Origin of the sequence: Streptococcus sp. LQJ-218 (assembly GCF_003428885.1) — a bacterium.
GTDB lineage: Bacteria > Bacillota > Bacilli > Lactobacillales > Streptococcaceae > Streptococcus.
Genome location: NZ_QQRU01000001.1, coordinates 272,232 through 290,184, shown reverse-complemented (window position 1 = coordinate 290,184; position 17,953 = coordinate 272,232). Strand labels below are relative to the sequence as shown.

The following is a 17,953-nucleotide window of genomic DNA, read 5'->3' as shown; positions in this document are numbered from 1 at the left end:
ATGCTCATTGTCATTTCAAGTGGAGTGACTCTTTGGACATTGATAGTCGATCAGGAAGGGGTGATCAAGAAATGAGGTTTATTGATTTATTTTCAGGTATCGGTGGCTTTCGACTTGGAATGGAAAGTGTCGGACACGAGTGTATTGGATTTTGTGAGATTGATAAATTTGCTAGGAAATCTTATAAGTCCATTTTTCAAACGGAAGGAGAAATAGAATTTCATGACATACGAGATGTTTCAGATGACGAATTTAAAAAACTTAGAGGGAAAGTCGATGTCATCTGTGGGGGATTCCCTTGTCAAGCATTTTCAATCGCAGGAAGACGATTGGGATTTGAAGATACTAGAGGAACTTTGTTCTTTGAAATTGCTCGAGCGACCAAACAAATCCAACCACGTTTTCTTTTTCTTGAAAATGTTAAAGGCCTACTCAATCACGATAAGGGACGGACGTTCACCACAATCCTTACCACACTTGATGAGTTGGGGTTTGATGTTGAGTGGCAGGTGCTTAACAGTAAGGATTTTGGCGTTCCCCAAAACAGGGAGAGGGTGTTTATTATCGGACATTCTAGAAAGAAAGGTACCAGACTCTTATTTCCTTTCAGACGAGAAGGTCAAGCAACTAACTCTGAGATTTTAAAAACATTAGGGAATTTGAATCCATCAAAAAGTGGAATGAGCGGTAAAGTCTATTATTCAGAAGGTCTTGCGCCAACCTTAGTTCGTGGTAAAGGAGAAGGATTTAAAGTTGCGATTCCTTGTATGACACCAGATAGATTAGAAAAAAGACAAAATGGTAGACGTTTCAAGGATAATCAAGAGCCAATGTTTACTTTAAATACTCAGGATCGCCATGGTATTATCGTTGTTGGAGATTTACCAACTAGCTTTAAGGAAACTGGTCGCGTCTATGGAAGTGAGGGGCTATCTCCAACACTGACTACGATGCAAGGTGGAGATAAAATCCCCAAAATACTGATTCCAGAACCAATCCAATTTCTAAAAGTACGGGAAGCAACGAAAAAAGGATATGCTCAAGCAGAGATTGGGGATTCAATCAATTTAGAAAGACCAAGTTCTCAGTATCGTCGTGGTAGAGTTGGAAAAGGTATAGCGAATACGTTAACAACTAGTGGGCAAATGGGAGTAGTAGTGGCTAGCTATGAAGGGGAAGATAAGCAAGTTTATCATGTAGCCGGTGTCTTAATTGATGGGCAATTTTACCGTTTGAGGATACGAAGAATCACCCCTAAAGAGTGTTTTAGACTGCAGGGATTTCCTGATTGGGCTTTTGAAGCTGCTAGAAAAGTCTCTAGTAATAGTCAGCTCTATAAACAAGCTGGTAATAGTGTAACCGTTCCTGTGATTGCCGCAATCGCAAAGAAATTAAAAGAAGTAGAGGAAAAAGATGAAAGCTTTAAATAAAGAGTCAATACTAGATTGTGATGAATTAGAAACAGAATTACATGATGCAGAAATCAGACAGCTGGATGAACAAATATTTTTGATGCCCAATTATCCATGTGAGTTTGAGGTGACATTTTTAGATGATTACCATAAAAAACACAACTACCCCCTATTTTACGAATCCTATCTTCAAAACATTATGGAATTCCTTGAAAGTCAGGATATAAAGAACGGAGCTGATGCCTTTGTAGATGATCATCAAAATCTTGTTTTTGTTTTATATGGACAAGGCTATCGAGCCGAGGGAAAAGAGGGAATACTTACAACCCAAGTAACTGTAAAAGCTTATGATGAAGACAAGCAACCGATTAACTTCGCAAATTTATTAGATTCCTTAATCGTATCAGAATATCAAATGGAACCGAATCTTTGGGAGGTTTCCCATGATTGACCTCTATCTAAGTAAAAATAACCATAGAAATCAACTTCTTTTAGAATTCTTCCAAAACTATGGCATTGAGGTATCCTGTCATTCGATTTCTGAAATGACAAGGGATAAATTAATTGAGATGATGAGCTATTCTTCAGATTGTTTTGAGTTTTTATCTCCTAATTTATTACGATTTAAGAACCGTGACAATTTAAGACTAACGGATTTCATTGAAATGATATTAAAAAATCCTGAACTAACTATTAGACTTCCTCTTGCGGTTTCAAATAAGAGAGTTTATCCAAATCTGAATTTGGAAGAGGCTAGAGCTTTATTGCCAAGAGATACGAAACAATTGATTTACATGGCACAAACACATTATTTATCTAACTAAAGGAGAATCAATATGGCTGAACGATTTTGGGAGAACTTGTCCATTATTTTGGCTGAAAGAAATATCAGCTGGATTGAGTTAACCAGAAAAATGTTTGCGGGAGAGTTTCACTATCCAAGTGAATTGAATCGTTTGTATCAAAAGATTCGTCACTATAAGATGGAACAACGAATGCCTCAAAGTCCATGGGTAGAAAGGATTGTGCAGGTATTAGATTTAGATTATGAAGATTTATTTCGGAGGTAACTATGAAAAGAATAATTCCAGTTTATATATTCCAACAAGTAAATGTCCTATTGGTATCTCTATACTTACTGAAATTTCTTTGTATCGGTGAGTTAACTATACTACAGATTCTCTATGGTTCGTCACTCATTTCTTTTTTATGGATGTATGGCCAACGTAAAAAAGTGCATAAGGTCAGTATGAAATCTAGGATGAAATGGCTTGGTATTGGATTAGCTAGCCTACTGATTATAAGTCTATGTTTTAGCCTAATCCATGCTCAAGGAAGCACGAATCAAGCAAACTTAATTGGGCTTCAACATCAAGTTCCTTGGTTTTCATTTTTATTGTTCTTAATCAATGCGAGTATGGTTGAAGAATTTCTATATAGAGAAATGTTATGGAACTTGGTCAGAAAATTAGATATTCGAGTTGCTTTGACAAGTGTTTTATTTGCCTTAGCACATCATCCAGGAACCATTCTAGCTTGGTGTTTATATGTTTCACTTGGGATGTTTTTAGGGCTTGTACGCTATAAATCGGACTTATGGGGAAGTATAGGTCTACATTTGGTATGGAATCTACTGGTTTATATTTTGTTGCTTTTTTAGACCAAATTAGCTTGTTTTAGGGAAATGAAATGCTAACGTTATGTAACAATGTTAGTCTTTTATTTCAAACTCTTTGATTAATATGAATTTAGCTCTACAGAAAAATAAGAAATGTGATAAAAATTTCAACTACTCTTATCTATAATAAAGCTACCTGTTCTTTGAAAATTGAATCCACTCCGTCTTGATTAGCGTGCCTGTGTAAGTAGGGACTGAGAGTATTTCCCTGTGAAGGGCAACTGGCACAAGACGTGTGTGAGAATTTTCTAACAGACACGGAGTTTATCGTTACCAGACTTAAACGATGCGACAAACTAGATAAAGGAGTTAATCATGAAGGTAGTAAACTTGTATGATTTGAAACAAATGGGAAATAAAGGTGGTTGTACCATCCAATTGATTCATCACTTTCCTTTTGGTATGGGCTTAGGACATCTCAAAAAAGACTACATTGAATTTAAACGCGTTGGTATCGTTGATGGGAAAGCAGTAGAAGTTACTCTTCGAGAACCTTATTCGAGAGATCTACTGCAGGCTGTCAAGTCGATTAAGCAACGTCAGAAATTGATAGCTTATCGTTATAAAGAAGGAAAGCTGCTATTTGTTAAGAAGGAGGCATCAGATGTCCTCTGAACAACAGGAACGAATGGCAGTTCAATATGCTGAGCGTAGTCTTTTATTTACTGTAAAAAGTCTCTTAAAGATTCTAGAATGGTCTAGACGTCAGGCTTTAGCACAGGATTCCGCCTATAAGATAGGGGTGCAGAAATTAGAAGAATTGCTACAATCTCCCTATGCGATTGATACGATTAATCTGAAAAAAGATTTCTTAGACAAACCAATTGATATCGAGAAATTTAAAGCTTTTATAGAAAAAGAAGAGATTCCTTTAGCCATCGCTTGGCAAGGGGATTCTCTGCATTTCTACACGAAAGACCGTTCGATTCTAGACAATCATTTAGACCATCTGTTAGAAAAAATGGTTAATGATCCGGAGAAATTAGCTGATTTTACCATGGATAAGTCATTAGACGATGCAATTGATGAGGCTAAATCCCAAATTACCTTGAGACAAGAAGGGGCCGTCAAACAGAAAGAGATGGTGAGATGATGTACAGTGGAAAGAAATTCCTACTATTCTCACTGTTAGGTATCTTACTAGGCTATCTTTTTCATCGTTTGACGCTTTTGTATGATTCCTATACTGGAAATACCATAGATAAATGGACTCGTCTTCTGATGGAAGGTCAAGATGAAGTTCTTCAGTCGCCATGGAATGTTTCCTTTACTGGAAAATCAAGTGCTTTTTTTCTACTAGGATTTGTGATGATGTTGCTGGTTTATCTCTATTTAGAGACTGGTAAAAAACAATACCGAGAAGGGGTAGAATACGGGAGCGCCCGTTTTGGAACTCTAAAAGAAAAGAAGTTCTTTTACGGTAAGGAATTTTCTCATGATACGATCTTAGCACAAGATGTTCGTTTGACATTATTAGATAAAAAACCACCCCAATATGATAGAAATAAGAATATTGCGGTGATCGGAGGTTCAGGAAGTGGGAAGACATTTCGCTTTGTGAAACCCAATCTGATTCAGATGAATAGTTCCAATATTGTAGTGGATCCTAAAGATCACTTGGCCGAGAAAACGGGCAAACTCTTTTTAGAACATGGCTACCAAGTAAAGGTGTTAGATTTAGTCAATATGAAGAACTCAGATGGCTTCAATCCTTTTCGCTATATAGAGACAGAAAATGATTTGAATCGCATGCTGACGGTTTATTTTAATAACACCAAAGGCTCTGGATCCCGTAGTGATCCATTTTGGGATGAAGCTTCTATGACTTTAGTCCGTGCTTTAGCCTCTTACTTGGTCGATTTCTATAACCCACCTAAAACAAGAGAACAGCTCATAGAAGAAAGTCGTTTAAGTCAAAAAGAATACCAAAACTTGTTGAAACGTCAAAAAAAAGAAGTGGAAGAGCGAAAAAAACGAGGACGTTATCCAAGTTTTGCGGAAATCTCAAAACTCATTAAACACTTATCCAAGGGTGAAAACCAAGAAAAAAGTGTCTTAGAAATTCTATTCGAAAATTATGCTAAAAAGTATGGAACTGAAAATTTTACCATGCGAAATTGGGCCGATTTTCAAAATTATAAGGATAAGACTCTGGATTCTGTCATAGCTGTAACCACTGCTAAATTTGCCCTCTTCAATATTCAAAGTGTCATGGATTTGACCAAAAGAGATACCCTTGATATGAAGACATGGGGCCAGGAAAAATCAATGGTTTACTTAGTTATCCCAGATAACGATAGTACCTTTCGCTTTCTTTCAGCCCTCTTTTTTTCAACCGTATTTCAAACCCTAACAAGACAAGCAGATATTGATTTTAAGGGTCAATTGCCTCTTCATGTAAGAGTTTACTTAGATGAGTTCGCAAATATCGGAGAAATTCCAGATTTTGCTGAACAAACCTCAACAGTCCGTTCTCGGAATATGAGTCTCGTTCCTATTCTTCAAAATATTGCCCAACTTCAAGGGCTCTATAAAGAAAAAGAAGCTTGGAAAACCATTTTGGGGAACTGTGATAGCTTAGTCTACTTAGGTGGTAATGATGAAGATACCTTTAAATTTATGAGTGGGTTACTCGGTAAACAAACCATTGATGTTCGAAATACTAGTCGTTCCTTTGGCCAGACAGGTTCAGGATCCCTTTCTTATCAAAAGATTGCTCGTGATTTAATGACACCTGATGAAGTCGGAAATATGAAACGGCATGAATGTCTGGTTCGAATTGCCAATATGCCTGTCTTTAAAAGCAAAAAATACAATTCTACCAAGCATCCAAACTGGAAATACCTAGCCAATCAAGAAACCGATGAACGGTGGTGGAACTATCAGATCAATCCTTTGAATCAAAGTCAAGAAAACCATCTTGAAGGCCTTAGAATTCGTGATTTAACTTTTGAATCTAGTTTAAAATAAAAATAGAAAAGAGGAAATAGATGATTACGCATTTTAAAGGTTTTGTTTATGGAGTAGACGCAAGTGCTATGTTTGCACAAGCTATGTCTTTGTTACAGAAGGGATTGATTGCGGTTGGTGCCTTTCTCGTTGTTGTGGGGATTGTCAATCTTGCAACCAACATTAAAGATGGTGGACCAGGTGTTCGGAATGCCATTCTGGAAATTGTCGGCGGAGTTATGGTAGGGGCTGCTGGAGCCTTTGTAACTCAAATTTCAATTTAGGAGGATAAACAATGACATGAATCTTAGTTTAGTCTCATCCTTTGTTTACCTTGCATCTGAAAAAATATCAGCTGAAAATTTATTTGAAGGATTTAATGTAGATTTACAATCTACGGTAGATCTGATTAAATCCCTATCTAGCTACAATCCAACAGTTTGGACTTATATGTCTAGTATTACTAAAAGTGTCATGCAGCCCCTTGGAGTTGCGATTCTATCAGTTGTTCTCATCTTAGAATTTTCGAAGATGGCAAAGAAAATTGCTAACTCAGGTGGAGCGATGACCTTTGAAGCATTAGCCCCGATGTTGATTAGTTATATTATGGTCGCAGTTGTAATTACAAACACTACCGTCATTGTAGAAGCTATCATCGGGATTGCGAGTCACGCCATTGAACAAGTGGCCTCGATTGTGGCTCACAGTGGGGCGAAGTATGATACCATCTCTGGATTAAAAGGGTCAGGATTTATTGGTCGGATGATTGTGGGCTTTTTCGCCCTCCTCATTTGGCTTGTTCGGATAGTAAGTGCAGCCATGGTCAATCTTTTGGTATCTATTCGATTTATTCAACTCTACCTTATGATTCCATTTGCCCCTCTTACGATTCCAACATTTTTAAGTGATGAGTGGAAGTCTATTGGTATTGGCTATTTAAAAAATATTATGGTCTATGCAGTACAAGGGGTTCTTATTTTTCTGATTGTTTCTCTTGTTCCTTTGTTTGAATCTGCTGGGAAAATAGCTGTTTCAAATGGTGCAGGAGTCCTGCAATCACTTGCGATTATGTTTGGTAGTTTGGTACAAGCTATCTTACTGATTATTGCCCTCGTTGGTTCTCAACGTACGGCTCGCTCAATTTTAGGTATGTAATTAGATAAAGGCTAGGAAGTGATTGCTTCTTAGCCTTTTTAGAAAGGAAAGTCATGAATACACGTGTCTTTAAAGACATCTCAAAATACCAACACAGGGCTTGGTTAGGTTTCACCACAAGACAAATCATCTTTGTTTTACCAGCCTTTATTGTCACAATTATTGTTTTGGGCTTGAATCTCTTTTTCTGGCAATTTGGAGATTGGTTTGTTTACGGTTTTGTGTTTGCTTTTACCATCCCCCTCATGCTTTTTGGAGTCTATAAACCCAATGATTTATATTTTGAACATTATTTGAAATACCGTCTTCATTTTGAATTAACGGTTCCCCTACGCACAATTACAGGAAAGAAAGGACCTGAACATGAAAAGAAAATCAAATACATTAAAGAAACAAAAAACTTCAATGACTAATCAGAAAGAAGTAGTTAAAGGAAAAAAAGAGGAAGTGTTACCATCAACGGCTAATACTCTTTCCTATCAAGCCCTGTATCAAAATGGTCTGATGCAGGTAAAAGAAGATTATTTCTCACAAAGCTATTTACTTGGTGATGTCAATTACCAGACTGTTGGTTTAGAAGACAAGGGCGCAATCATTGAGAAGTATTCTGATTTGATTAACTCTTTAGACGACCAAACCAACTTCCAATTGACTATCTTTAACAAAAGATTGAATTTAGAAAAATTCAGACAAAGTGTTTTGTATGAGGAAAAAGAAGATGGGTATGATACCTATCGTAAAGAATTGAATCGGATGATGAATCAGAATTTAGACAGTGGCGAAAATAATTTTTCAGCTGTGAAACTGATTAGCTTTGGTAGAAAGGATTCTAATCCCAAACAAGCTTATCGTTCCTTGTCTCAAATTGGAGAATATTTCAAGAGTGGTTTCTCAGAAATTGATGCACGTTTTGAATCCTTGGCTGGTGAAGAACGGGTGAACTTGTTGGCAGACATGCTTAGAGGAGAACACCATCTTCCTTTTTCTTACCGTGATTTAACGAGATCTGGTCAGACAACTCGTCACTTCATAGCACCTAATCTCTTGGATTTTAAAAACAAGAATTACCTACAAATCAATGACCGCTTATTACAGATTGTCTATGTCAGAGACTACGGTATGGAATTAGGGGATCAGTTTATCAGAGACCTCATGCAAGGAGATTTGGAATTGATAGTGAGCCTCCATGCTCAAAGTTCGACCAAGGCTGATGCCATGAAGAAACTACGAACAAAGAAAACCTTAATGGAGTCCCAAAAGATTGGGGAACAACAAAAACTTGCTCGTACAGGTATCTATTTGGAAAAAGTAGGTCATGTATTAGAAAGCAATATCGATGAAGCTGAAGAACTCTTAAAAACCATGACCGAGACAGGAGATAAACTGTTTCAAACGGTCTTTATGATTGGGGTTTTTGGTCAGGATGAAGAAGAACTCAAACAAGCCCTAGACACGATCCAACAAGTGGCCGGCTCAAATGACCTAATGATTGATAAACTTCCATATATGCAAGAAGCAGCCTTTAATAGTTTGCTGCCATTTGGTTGTGATTTTTTAGAGGGAGTATCACGGAGTTTATTAACGTCCAATGTAGCAGTGAACTCTCCATGGACTTCAGTAGACTTACAAGACCGCAGTGGGAAATATTACGGTATCAATCAAATATCAAGCAATATTATTACCATTGATCGAAGCCTATTAAATACACCGTCTGGTCTGATTTTAGGGACATCTGGAGCTGGGAAAGGGATGGCAACCAAGCATGAAATTATCACGACAAAAATCAAGGAATCTGGTGAAAATACTGAAATTATCATCGTGGATCCAGAAGCAGAATACAGTGTCATTGGACGAGCATTTGGTGGGGAAATGATTGATATTGCGCCAGATTCCCAAACCTATCTCAATGTACTTGACTTGTCTGATGAAAATATGGATGAAGATCCTGTAAAGGTAAAATCAGAATTTCTTTTATCCTTTATCGGCAAGTTATTGGATAGGAAAATGGATGGAAGAGAAAAATCGATTATCGACCGAGTAACCAGACTCACCTATCAGTCATTTAAAGAGCCTTCTTTGGAAGAATGGGTCTTTGTCTTGAGCCAACAACCAGAAGAAGAAGCGCAGAATTTGGCACTTGATATGGAACTGTATGTCGAAGGTTCTCTTGATATTTTTTCTCATAAGACCAATATTCAGACAGGATCTAACTTCTTAATCTATAACGTTAAAAAGTTAGGAGATGAGCTGAAACAAATCGCTCTTATGGTAGTGTTTGATCAGATATGGAATCGTGTTGTTCGGAACCAAAAATTAGGGAAGAAGACTTGGATTTATTTTGATGAGATGCAGCTTCTCTTATTAGATAAATATGCCAGTGATTTCTTCTTTAAATTGTGGAGTCGTGTCAGAAAATATGGAGCCAGTCCGACTGGAATAACTCAAAACGTCGAAACCTTATTGTTAGATCCAAATGGTAGACGGATTATTGCAAATAGTGAATTTATGATTCTCCTCAAGCAAGCAAAAAATGACCGAGAAGAACTGGTTCAACTCTTAGGCTTGTCAAAAGAACTCGAAAAATACCTTGTCAATCCAGAAAAAGGGGCAGGACTGATAAAAGCTGGTTCAGTTGTCGTACCCTTTAAAAATAAGATTCCTTAAGGTACTCAATTGTTTGATATCATGAGTACGGATCCTGATAAAATGGCTTCTAACTAAGGGGAAGGTAAATGAAGGATAAAAGAGAAATCATACGTGCAAGAAAGGCATTTAGAAGAAGCCTAAAAGATGAGAAGAAATTCTTGAAACAAGGAAAGAAGGAGGTGAGGAAACAGAAAAAAGATTCCGCTGTACTGGATGAAAAAGCATGGAAAAAAGAGATGAAGCAAAAGCTAGAGGAGATGAGAGAAGCTTCAAAGGAGAGAGTAAAACAAGCAAATGAAGACTACAATCATATTCTTCAAAATAGTCCTCCATCTCTTTTGAATCGCAAAGAATTAAGAGACAGACGGTTGCCTCATGCTAGGAAACGATTGAAAATAGCCAAGAAACAATTTAAGGAAGCAAAGGTAGAAGCAAAAGAAGAAAGAAAAGAGAGTCGTAAAGAAAGAAAAACCAATCAAAAATTTCTCTACGGTCAGGAATCGAAACAAAAATCTAATTTTTTCTTTCAAGGGAAGAGTTTAGAAGAATTAAAAGCTAAGAAAGAAGTCAAGGCTGCTAAAGAAAATTTAAAATCTACTAAACAAGCCTATAAGTCCAAAAAAGTCAGTAGGAAAGCCAAAACTTTTCTTTTTGTCCTTGGACGTGAAGGTGGAGAGTTAGCTTCAGAAAATGAAGATTTAGAAGGCTATCGCACACTTCAAGAGACCATTAGAAAAGGGAAACGCTACAGTCGGCTTTCTTATAATCTGGGGAAAGCTAGTGTCAAAACAGGACAAGCAACAGGTCGTTTTACCAAGAAAAGACTGACCAACACAAAAGAGCGATACCATCATTTTAAGGATGGAAAAGGATGGAAACTAGCGAAAGATAACCCAAGTTCCTTTAAAAATCGGTTTCGAAAATTAAAGAAACAAGGTCTTACAAGTGTCCGAAATATCTATCAAAAAATAAAAGCAGCCTTTTCCTTCTTTACATTTGCGGCTGGAAATCCTGCAACCTGGATAGTTGGAGGAATAGTCTTTCTTCTTTTACTTATGATGAGCTTCTTTTTAGGATTTTCATCTGCTAGTTTGATTCAACAAGATGAATTTGAATTAACAAAAGCTTATACCCACCTAACTTGGGAAGACGCAGAACATACTCGTACAAATGACAAAGGCATTACCTATTACACAAAAGTTGATGATGTGATGGGGTATATGAACTTTAAATTCCATGACTATGAGTTACACAAACCAGTTCACTTATTTAGTTCAGAAACTTACAAGGATTATCTGTCTACTTTGTGGCATGATTTAAACGATGGGGAAGATTTGAAATCCATGCAAGACCTTTATGAAACTCCTAAGTATAAACTATCGAAAGACGATCAAGAGGAAATGAAGGAACTAAAAGAAGAAGGTGTCTATGCTTCCATGCAGGAATTGGACAATCCATTTGAGGGGAAAAGCAACGAAGATAGTCTAACCATGACTTATCGTTATGGATACTATGATTTAGACGGAAAACCTACCCTTCAGGAGTACATTCTACTAGAAGCGAAGGCTCACCAAACGATTGTCGCACCAATGGATGGAGTTGTATCTCTAGATGGTGACAATGTTATTCTCACTAACGGAAAAGGAGAGAATGAGAGCCGATTGACCTTATATTCTATTCATAACGGCCGTGCGATTGAGGGGACAAGAGTCCTAACGGGTGATGTTATTGGTGAAACACCAGACGATACAGGTTTGAAAGTTTCCTATCAAAAGTATAAGAACAAGAAAGAAAAATTGGTGTATGTCAATCCGCAATTTTATTTTCCAAAGGTCATTCAACTTCAGACCACTATCTTACCTGCCATTGGTCAGTTTGGTGGGGATGAGTTTGAACGAGCAAAACATATTTATGAGTTTTTGAAATCTCAAGGGGCAAGTCCCCAAGCCATTGCGGCTATTTTAGGAAATTGGTCGGTAGAGTCTTCTATCAATCCTAAACGAGCTGAAGGAGATTATTTATCTCCTCCAGTTGGCGCTACCGATTCCTCATGGGATGATGAAACCTGGTTAGCGATAGGAGGGCCAGACATTTATGGAGGAGCTTATCCTAATATTCTTCATAGAGGTTTGGGGTTAGGGCAATGGACAGATACCGCAGATGGGTCAACACGGCATACAGCTTTATTGAATTATGCACATAGCAAAAATAAGAAGTGGTATGATTTAGCCCTCCAACTTGATTTTATGCTTCATGGGGATAGTCCTTACTATCAAAGTTGGTTAAAGGATTTCTTTAAAAATACGGGCAGTGCAGCCAATCTGGCCCAACTCTTCCTTACCTATTGGGAGGGAAATTCTGGTGACAAGCTACTAGAAAGACAAACAAGAGCAACGGAATGGTATTACCAAATTGAAAAAGGCTTCAGCCAAACAAATGGAGGACAGGCAAAGAGTGACCCGCAATCCCTTGAAGGGGTTCGTGGGGACTTGTATGATCATTCTGTTCCTGATGGTGGAGATGGTATGGCCTATGCCTATGGACAATGTACATGGGGTGTTGCGGCTCGTATGAATCAGTTAGGCTTAAAATTAAAAGGAAGTAATGGAGAGAAGATTTCAATTATTAATACCATGGGAAATGGTCAGGACTGGGTTGCGACAGCTTCAAGTCTTGGTGGAGAAACGGGTTCCACACCAAAAGCAGGTGCTATTGTTTCTTTTGTAGGAGGTACACATGGGACACCAGCAGACTATGGTCATGTGGCTTTTGTCGAGAAAGTTTATGATGATGGTTCTTTTCTTGTGTCTGAGACAAACTATGGGGGTAATCCTAACTATACCTTTAGAAAAATCTCTCAAGCAGATAGTGCCATCAGTTTTGCCTATACGGTGAAATAAAAGAATCATGTCATCAGTTTAGGTGACATGATTCTTATTTTTTATAGAGTGACATATTTAATGCCATAGGCTGATAACTTACTTGATGATTGTCTTTAATCAATTGACTGTAAGCAACAAATCCGAACTGTTCATAAAATTGAATGACTTTAGGATGATTGATACTATCTAAAAATACCATCTGAGTTCCTACAATTGCTCGAAATTCTTCAATTTTTTGAATTACAATTTCAAATAACTCTTGTCCTGATAGTTTATTTAGCTTTGTGTTTTTGCCGAATTGACCGATAAGTAACACAGGGAGATAATCAATATTTTTGGGACTTTTCCCTTTTAGGACGAGTTTCTTTTTTAAGGATTTCTCTAAATCAGAAATATCAACAACTTTGAGAGATCAACTAAAGAATCCTATGATGTTATTTGTTTCAGTTTCTTCAACGATAAAATTACGAGAACGATGTTGTTTTTCAAAATTGGGAGCTTTATCAGATAGATAAGTCAACATCTCTTCATTACCGTTGAAATCAACATTTTCTAAAATGATAGTTTTAAATAGCTCCTGAACTTGTTTCTCAGTTTTATCAGGAGCCAGCACTTGAATATTTTCAAGATATTGCTTAAGTGGTGTTACTTGAATTGTCATCTTACAGATACTTTGAAATGAGTTTATTTTTCGTTGGAGCGGTAGCGCCTTGTGATTCAATAGATTTCAAGACTGCTTGTAGCTTTTTAGATGGTTTATGATTAAGAATTTTTAGAGCATCTTCGTTTGTTAGTTTTATATCACGTGTTAAACTGATTGTAGCCATTTGTTCTACCTCCTGTTTCTACTTAAATTCATTATAGCTTATTTTGAACAAAAGTTCAATCTAAAGATAGTGTATGTTTTCTATAGTGTATAAATCCAAAATAAGTTTTTCTCTTGTATTTGTAGCTCATATTCGTTAGAATAATTGTGTAGATGAGTGGTCGGCTCATGGTCAATCTGATAGTAATCTTGGACATAAGGGCCAAGCGGTGGCGGACACCAGAACGAAATCCGATAGCAATCTTGGACGTAAGGGCCAAGCGGTGGCAGACACCAGAATAAACCGACTGACTAGGTGGCTTACAGGTTCTGTAAGCCATCTTTTTTACTTTAATAGTAATGTTTTATATTTTAAGGAGAACGAAGTTTTGGCTCGTTCTCTTTTTTGTTGATGATATGCTCCAAACAACCTACACTGTAGAATATTAAGAAAATAGGATACTATAGGTTTAAATTAAATGTATAAGATAAATAGTTGGATTAGTAAAAGTTTCAAGTCTGATAAGAACAATATTACATTTCATACAACTGAATGTATTATATATTTTATAAGAGAGAGGGATGCTTGGTTGGGGAAAATCATTCAAAATACAGTTATAAGAATTTTAATAAGAATGAAAGTGTGATATTTCTTTTTCAATAATCTTCTAAATGTATTAAAATTAAGCTTTCCACTTATGTATTATGCTAATAAACTTCAATACATTTCAATAGATTTTCAAATTTTGGTGGGGATTTTTATTATACTTTGTACGAGCTTTTCAATACCCTATCCCAACCTTTAAAATCCCTCAAGTTATTTACTCAAGGGATTTTTTATCTGCTTTTTTCATACTCAAACAGTCAGTCTAACTGTTTGATTTTCTTTGTGACTAACTCCCCTAAAAATAGTAGATTTAGCTACTTTACTGGTTTTACAAGATAATAACAAGACCTAAACGTTTAATTTATTTAGGTTTACCAATCATGACTTTAACATTTTCCAATAAGGTCTAACTCAACCGTACCCAAAGTTAAATCCTTTACTTTATTTAGTAATTCATTAACCCAAAAGCCATTTTTAAGTCCTGTTTTCTCTGATAATGCAAACACTTTTAAAGTATAGTTATGGTCTCGATCAGGTGGAGTCGGTCCAACAAACATTGTATCAATTTCAGAAAAATCACCATCTAAAAATTGACTAGAAAAACTATTTTTACCTTGAATTAATTGACCAATTCGGCTCATATTTTCTTCAATCTGAATACTATCACCATTAACTTTTAAATCAGCAACGCTCCAATGAATCCAAGGAAAAGAGCAAACAGGAATGGCATCATAATCAATAAGAGTAAAAGCGATATATTCAGTACCTTTGGGTAAATTATCAACTTCAAACGCAAAAGAACGAACCGGATTTCCTTGCATTATATCTTCCCTTTTTGCTTCCTTTCCAAACTCCTTTGGTAAAATATTATTAAATGTTGTTTTAATTTTCATTTTTTTCTCCTTTAAGAATTATAAAGCTAAATATACAATAAATAGCTAAAGCGATTAGCGACATACATATTACCCCTTCAAAATTAAAATTTAAATATAAGAGACCTCCTAACATAAGAAATATGATATTAAAACAAGCATAATACACTTCTGCGATTTTCAGAACAATAGACAATTTGCTATTACTCTCTTTTAACATTTTAATAGTCTGAGGTCTAGTAATTCCAGATGATAGCCCCAATAAAACCATACCTAAACAAATACAAATAATATTGTTGGTAAGAAATAATAGCAAAGATGGGAACAATAGTACGGAAGAAAAGTATCTATTCTTATTAACAAAAAATTTCGAGGAGATATTTCCCATCAAAGTGTATGAAGCCAATATTAAGACAAAATATTGAGTTGAAATATGCAGATCTGTAAAAAAATAAAATGGTAAAAATCCTGTAAATAGTCCTAGGATGATTCCTCTTAGGAAAACATAATGACCAACCCAATATTTTTCAAAATTCGTCAAATGATATTTAGTAGTATTTCTAAATTCACGTTGCTCTTTCTTATAATCTAGAGGTACTAATAAAGAAAGTAATATTGTATTAATAATCGTGGCAATAATCGTGGCATAAATCGGATAATTAGGATTCAGTTTATAAAGAGTCCCCCCAATAATTCCAGAAAATAATAATGAGATGAACATATAGCCATTTGTTCTATTTTGAAAATCAGTTGCTTCAGAATCTAAGAAGTACTGGATAAGATTAGTATCCTCACCAGCTCCAATAGAATAGCTTGCTCCTAAGCATAGTTGAGCAATAACAATTAAAATTGTACTATCAGATAAACTTAATATCCCTAATCCAATTAATTTGACAACTTCACTCAGAATTAATAATCTCTTTGATGGAATATTGCTAATGTACCTTTTAATAAAAGTAGAACTTACAAACGTTCCTATTCCATAACAAGACATCAATAATTCTATACCTATAATTGAGTATCCTTTTGAATATAAAATTATTAATAAAAAGGGTAAATAGAAATATGCCCTTGATAAAATCCGATAGAATATTATTCCCAACTTATTTTTCAATTACATATCCCTCCTTTTGTAATACATTTTGGATTTCTTTTTTGCTAATATCTCCCTCCCTCAAAATAGTGACAGTTCCAATATCATTAACTTTTATTATAGTACTTGATTTAGTAGCCAATGATTCTACATTTGATTTTAACAAATAATCAACTTTATCTCCCATATGTTCATCAGCGACCTCCTCTGTGATAAGTAGGTCATCAGCTGTTCCAGAGATATTAGCTGAGGTAATTGCAACTACTCCTCCTAAATATTCTACAAATTCTCTAAAAACTTCATTTTGAACACATCCCAAGGAAATTGTGGAACTATCATTTATTGCATAATGAAATGGACTAATATTTTCTACCACTATATTTAGTGCCCCTGGCCAAAACTCATCGACCAATAATTTCATTAAATTTGTTTGTGAAGTCTTACCATATTTTTCCCAATCATTAGGATTGGACATGAAAATAGAGAGAGGCTTATTTTTAGGCCGAATTTTATATTCAAAAATTCGGTTAATAGCCATCCTATTATCTGGAAGACAACACAAATTATAGTTAGTATCTGTTGGAACTATGATGGGATATCCAGCGTTTAATTTAGATTTGAGAACTTCTAAATTCTCCTGATTTAATTCTAAAATTTTCACTATTAACCTCTTTCTAATTTAAACAATTCTAAACAATCTTCTGGACTAAGCTTATCAGTAATTTTACTCAATTTTCTATAAAAACCTATTAGTTCATCAATATTGACATCACCTCCTACTAACGATTCAAAATATCTATATAAAACCTTTTTACTAGATATTCCACTAATTGTATAATTAGTGGAATTAGGAATTCCTAATTCATTCGGCAATAAATACTGGTACATTTCAATATTTTTCATAGTTCCATCTTGATGAATTCCTGATTCGTGTACAAAGACATTCTTCCCTATTATAGGTTTAGTGGGTGCTACATCATACTCTAAAATATCACTTATCTTTATAGACAGTTGATATACAGTCTGCAAATCAAAGTCAATTTCATCAAACTTCTTCTTTTGTAAAATAGCAATCACCTCATCTAAAGATGTATTACCAGCACGTTCCCCAATTCCTAAAAAGGTTGTCTCAATCTGACTTGCATGATTCATAATCGCAGCTACTGTATTAGCTGTTGCTAATCCTAAATCATTATGACAATGCGCTGATAACTTTAGAGCTGGAAATCTACTATGAATATCACTAAACATTTTTCCATATTCATCTGGCGTAGAACATCCAACAGTATCTGCTAAAGTTACAAATCCTACTTCATAGTTTGAAACAATATCTAATACTTGGAATAAAAATTCTCTATTAGCACGTGTTGAATCTTCTAAGACCATATCTACATGCAGTGATTTTTCCTTAGAATAATCCAAAATTCTCTCTAAGCGTTTTAGATAGATATCCTCTCTAGTTTTTAATTTTTCGGTTATATGCATCTTAGAAACAGGTACCAGTAGTTTAATAACCGTATTAGGAAACATACTATACAGCTGGAATGCTAAGTCAATACTACTCTCAATCAAGCGAGTTAAAACTACCCCAGATTGATCTTTTCTTAATATACGCATATAGCCTTTTAAAATATTCAAATCTTGAATAGTATCACACATACCAATCTCAACCGAATGAATTTTGGATTTACTAATCTCAGTAATAACCTTTTTCTTAGTTGCAACATCTTTCTTAATCGACGTTTGCTGCATACCATCTCTAATTGTATTATCTTGAATGTATATCATACCTCACTCCTTATTTTATTAGATACGAGCTCCTATCTGTAATAATATGGTATACTATATCAAGGT

At 35.6% G+C, this 17,953-nt stretch carries 21 protein-coding genes; 13 read left to right on the top strand and 8 right to left on the bottom strand.

From position 1 onward, the window contains the following. Positions 1-71 precede the first annotated feature (71 nt). From dcm to D2908_RS01460, 13 genes are all read left to right on the top strand, one after another. Positions 72-1,430 carry a DNA (cytosine-5-)-methyltransferase gene (gene dcm, locus D2908_RS01520; protein WP_061370805.1) on the top strand — a complete coding sequence of 453 codons (1,359 nt, stop codon included), beginning with the start codon at positions 72-74 and terminating at the stop codon, positions 1,428-1,430. Then, positions 1,414-1,863 carry a hypothetical protein gene (locus tag D2908_RS01515; RefSeq protein WP_061370804.1) on the top strand — a complete coding sequence of 150 codons (450 nt, stop codon included), beginning with the start codon at positions 1,414-1,416 and terminating at the stop codon, positions 1,861-1,863. Before dcm ends, D2908_RS01515 begins: the two co-directional genes overlap by 17 nt. Continuing rightward, positions 1,856-2,236 (top strand): hypothetical protein, encoded by a 381-nt coding sequence (locus D2908_RS01510; protein ID WP_000566528.1) that lies wholly within the window; start codon positions 1,856-1,858, stop codon positions 2,234-2,236. Before D2908_RS01515 ends, D2908_RS01510 begins: the two co-directional genes overlap by 8 nt. A gap of 12 nt (positions 2,237-2,248) precedes the next feature. Beyond that, complete coding sequence (locus D2908_RS01505; protein WP_000840776.1) at positions 2,249-2,482, top strand: hypothetical protein; 234 nt, start codon at positions 2,249-2,251, stop codon at positions 2,480-2,482. Positions 2,483-2,484: 2 nt separating this feature from the next. Continuing rightward, positions 2,485-3,072 (top strand): type II CAAX endopeptidase family protein, encoded by a 588-nt coding sequence (locus tag D2908_RS01500; protein ID WP_117304305.1) that lies wholly within the window; start codon positions 2,485-2,487, stop codon positions 3,070-3,072. Between the two features lie 333 nt (positions 3,073-3,405). Then, the gene (locus D2908_RS01495; RefSeq protein WP_117304303.1) at positions 3,406-3,705 is read left to right on the top strand and encodes a hypothetical protein; all 300 of its coding nucleotides are present in this window, start codon (positions 3,406-3,408) and stop codon (positions 3,703-3,705) included. Then, positions 3,695-4,183: a hypothetical protein gene (locus D2908_RS01490; protein ID WP_117304301.1), complete on the top strand. Its 489-nt coding sequence runs from the start codon at positions 3,695-3,697 to the stop codon at positions 4,181-4,183. The genes D2908_RS01495 and D2908_RS01490 overlap by 11 nt, the downstream gene beginning before the upstream one ends. Then, on the top strand, positions 4,183-6,060 hold the full coding sequence (locus D2908_RS01485) for a type IV secretory system conjugative DNA transfer family protein (RefSeq protein WP_117304355.1): 1,878 nt from the start codon (positions 4,183-4,185) through the stop codon (positions 6,058-6,060). The genes D2908_RS01490 and D2908_RS01485 overlap by 1 nt, the downstream gene beginning before the upstream one ends. A gap of 20 nt (positions 6,061-6,080) precedes the next feature. Further along, positions 6,081-6,323, top strand: a complete 243-nt coding sequence (locus D2908_RS01480; RefSeq protein ID WP_000627865.1) for a hypothetical protein — start codon at positions 6,081-6,083, stop codon at positions 6,321-6,323. 16 nt (positions 6,324-6,339) lie between these two features. After that, positions 6,340-7,194: a conjugal transfer protein TrbL gene (locus tag D2908_RS01475; RefSeq protein WP_117304299.1), complete on the top strand. Its 855-nt coding sequence runs from the start codon at positions 6,340-6,342 to the stop codon at positions 7,192-7,194. Positions 7,195-7,247: 53 nt separating this feature from the next. Then, entirely contained in the window at positions 7,248-7,607 is a 360-nt protein-coding gene (locus D2908_RS01470) for a PrgI family protein (RefSeq protein WP_001097589.1), read from the top strand. Further along, positions 7,558-9,858, top strand: a complete 2,301-nt coding sequence (locus tag D2908_RS01465) for an AAA family ATPase (protein ID WP_206269736.1) — start codon at positions 7,558-7,560, stop codon at positions 9,856-9,858. The genes D2908_RS01470 and D2908_RS01465 overlap by 50 nt, the downstream gene beginning before the upstream one ends. Before the next feature lie 68 nt (positions 9,859-9,926). After that, positions 9,927-12,740 (top strand): phage tail tip lysozyme, encoded by a 2,814-nt coding sequence (locus D2908_RS01460; RefSeq protein WP_117304297.1) that lies wholly within the window; start codon positions 9,927-9,929, stop codon positions 12,738-12,740. A gap of 34 nt (positions 12,741-12,774) precedes the next feature. Here the strand turns inward: D2908_RS01460 and D2908_RS10075 are convergent, their stop codons facing one another. The 8 genes from D2908_RS10075 to D2908_RS01430 form a co-directional block, all read right to left on the bottom strand. Then, positions 12,775-13,038 carry a hypothetical protein gene (locus D2908_RS10075; protein ID WP_240628264.1) on the bottom strand — a complete coding sequence of 88 codons (264 nt, stop codon included), beginning with the start codon at positions 13,036-13,038 and terminating at the stop codon, positions 12,775-12,777. Between the two features lie 96 nt (positions 13,039-13,134). Further along, entirely contained in the window at positions 13,135-13,383 is a 249-nt protein-coding gene (locus tag D2908_RS10070) for a hypothetical protein (protein WP_240628263.1), read from the bottom strand. 1 nt (position 13,384) lies between these two features. Continuing rightward, positions 13,385-13,549, bottom strand: a complete 165-nt coding sequence (locus tag D2908_RS09895) for a hypothetical protein (protein ID WP_165847408.1) — start codon at positions 13,547-13,549, stop codon at positions 13,385-13,387. Between the two features lie 55 nt (positions 13,550-13,604). Beyond that, positions 13,605-13,868: a hypothetical protein gene (locus D2908_RS09995; protein ID WP_206269735.1), complete on the bottom strand. Its 264-nt coding sequence runs from the start codon at positions 13,866-13,868 to the stop codon at positions 13,605-13,607. 652 nt (positions 13,869-14,520) lie between these two features. Further along, positions 14,521-15,027 (bottom strand): YbhB/YbcL family Raf kinase inhibitor-like protein, encoded by a 507-nt coding sequence (locus tag D2908_RS01445; RefSeq protein ID WP_033680331.1) that lies wholly within the window; start codon positions 15,025-15,027, stop codon positions 14,521-14,523. Continuing rightward, a complete protein-coding gene (locus D2908_RS01440; RefSeq protein ID WP_117304295.1) occupies positions 15,017-16,120 on the bottom strand; it encodes an MFS transporter in 1,104 nt (367 codons plus the stop codon). Before D2908_RS01440 ends, D2908_RS01445 begins: the two co-directional genes overlap by 11 nt. Further along, a complete protein-coding gene (locus D2908_RS01435) occupies positions 16,110-16,760 on the bottom strand; it encodes an L-threonylcarbamoyladenylate synthase (RefSeq protein ID WP_117304293.1) in 651 nt (216 codons plus the stop codon). Before D2908_RS01435 ends, D2908_RS01440 begins: the two co-directional genes overlap by 11 nt. 2 nt (positions 16,761-16,762) lie before the next feature. After that, positions 16,763-17,887 (bottom strand): LeuA family protein, encoded by a 1,125-nt coding sequence (locus D2908_RS01430; RefSeq protein ID WP_078352170.1) that lies wholly within the window; start codon positions 17,885-17,887, stop codon positions 16,763-16,765. Positions 17,888-17,953: the final 66 nt, after the last annotated feature.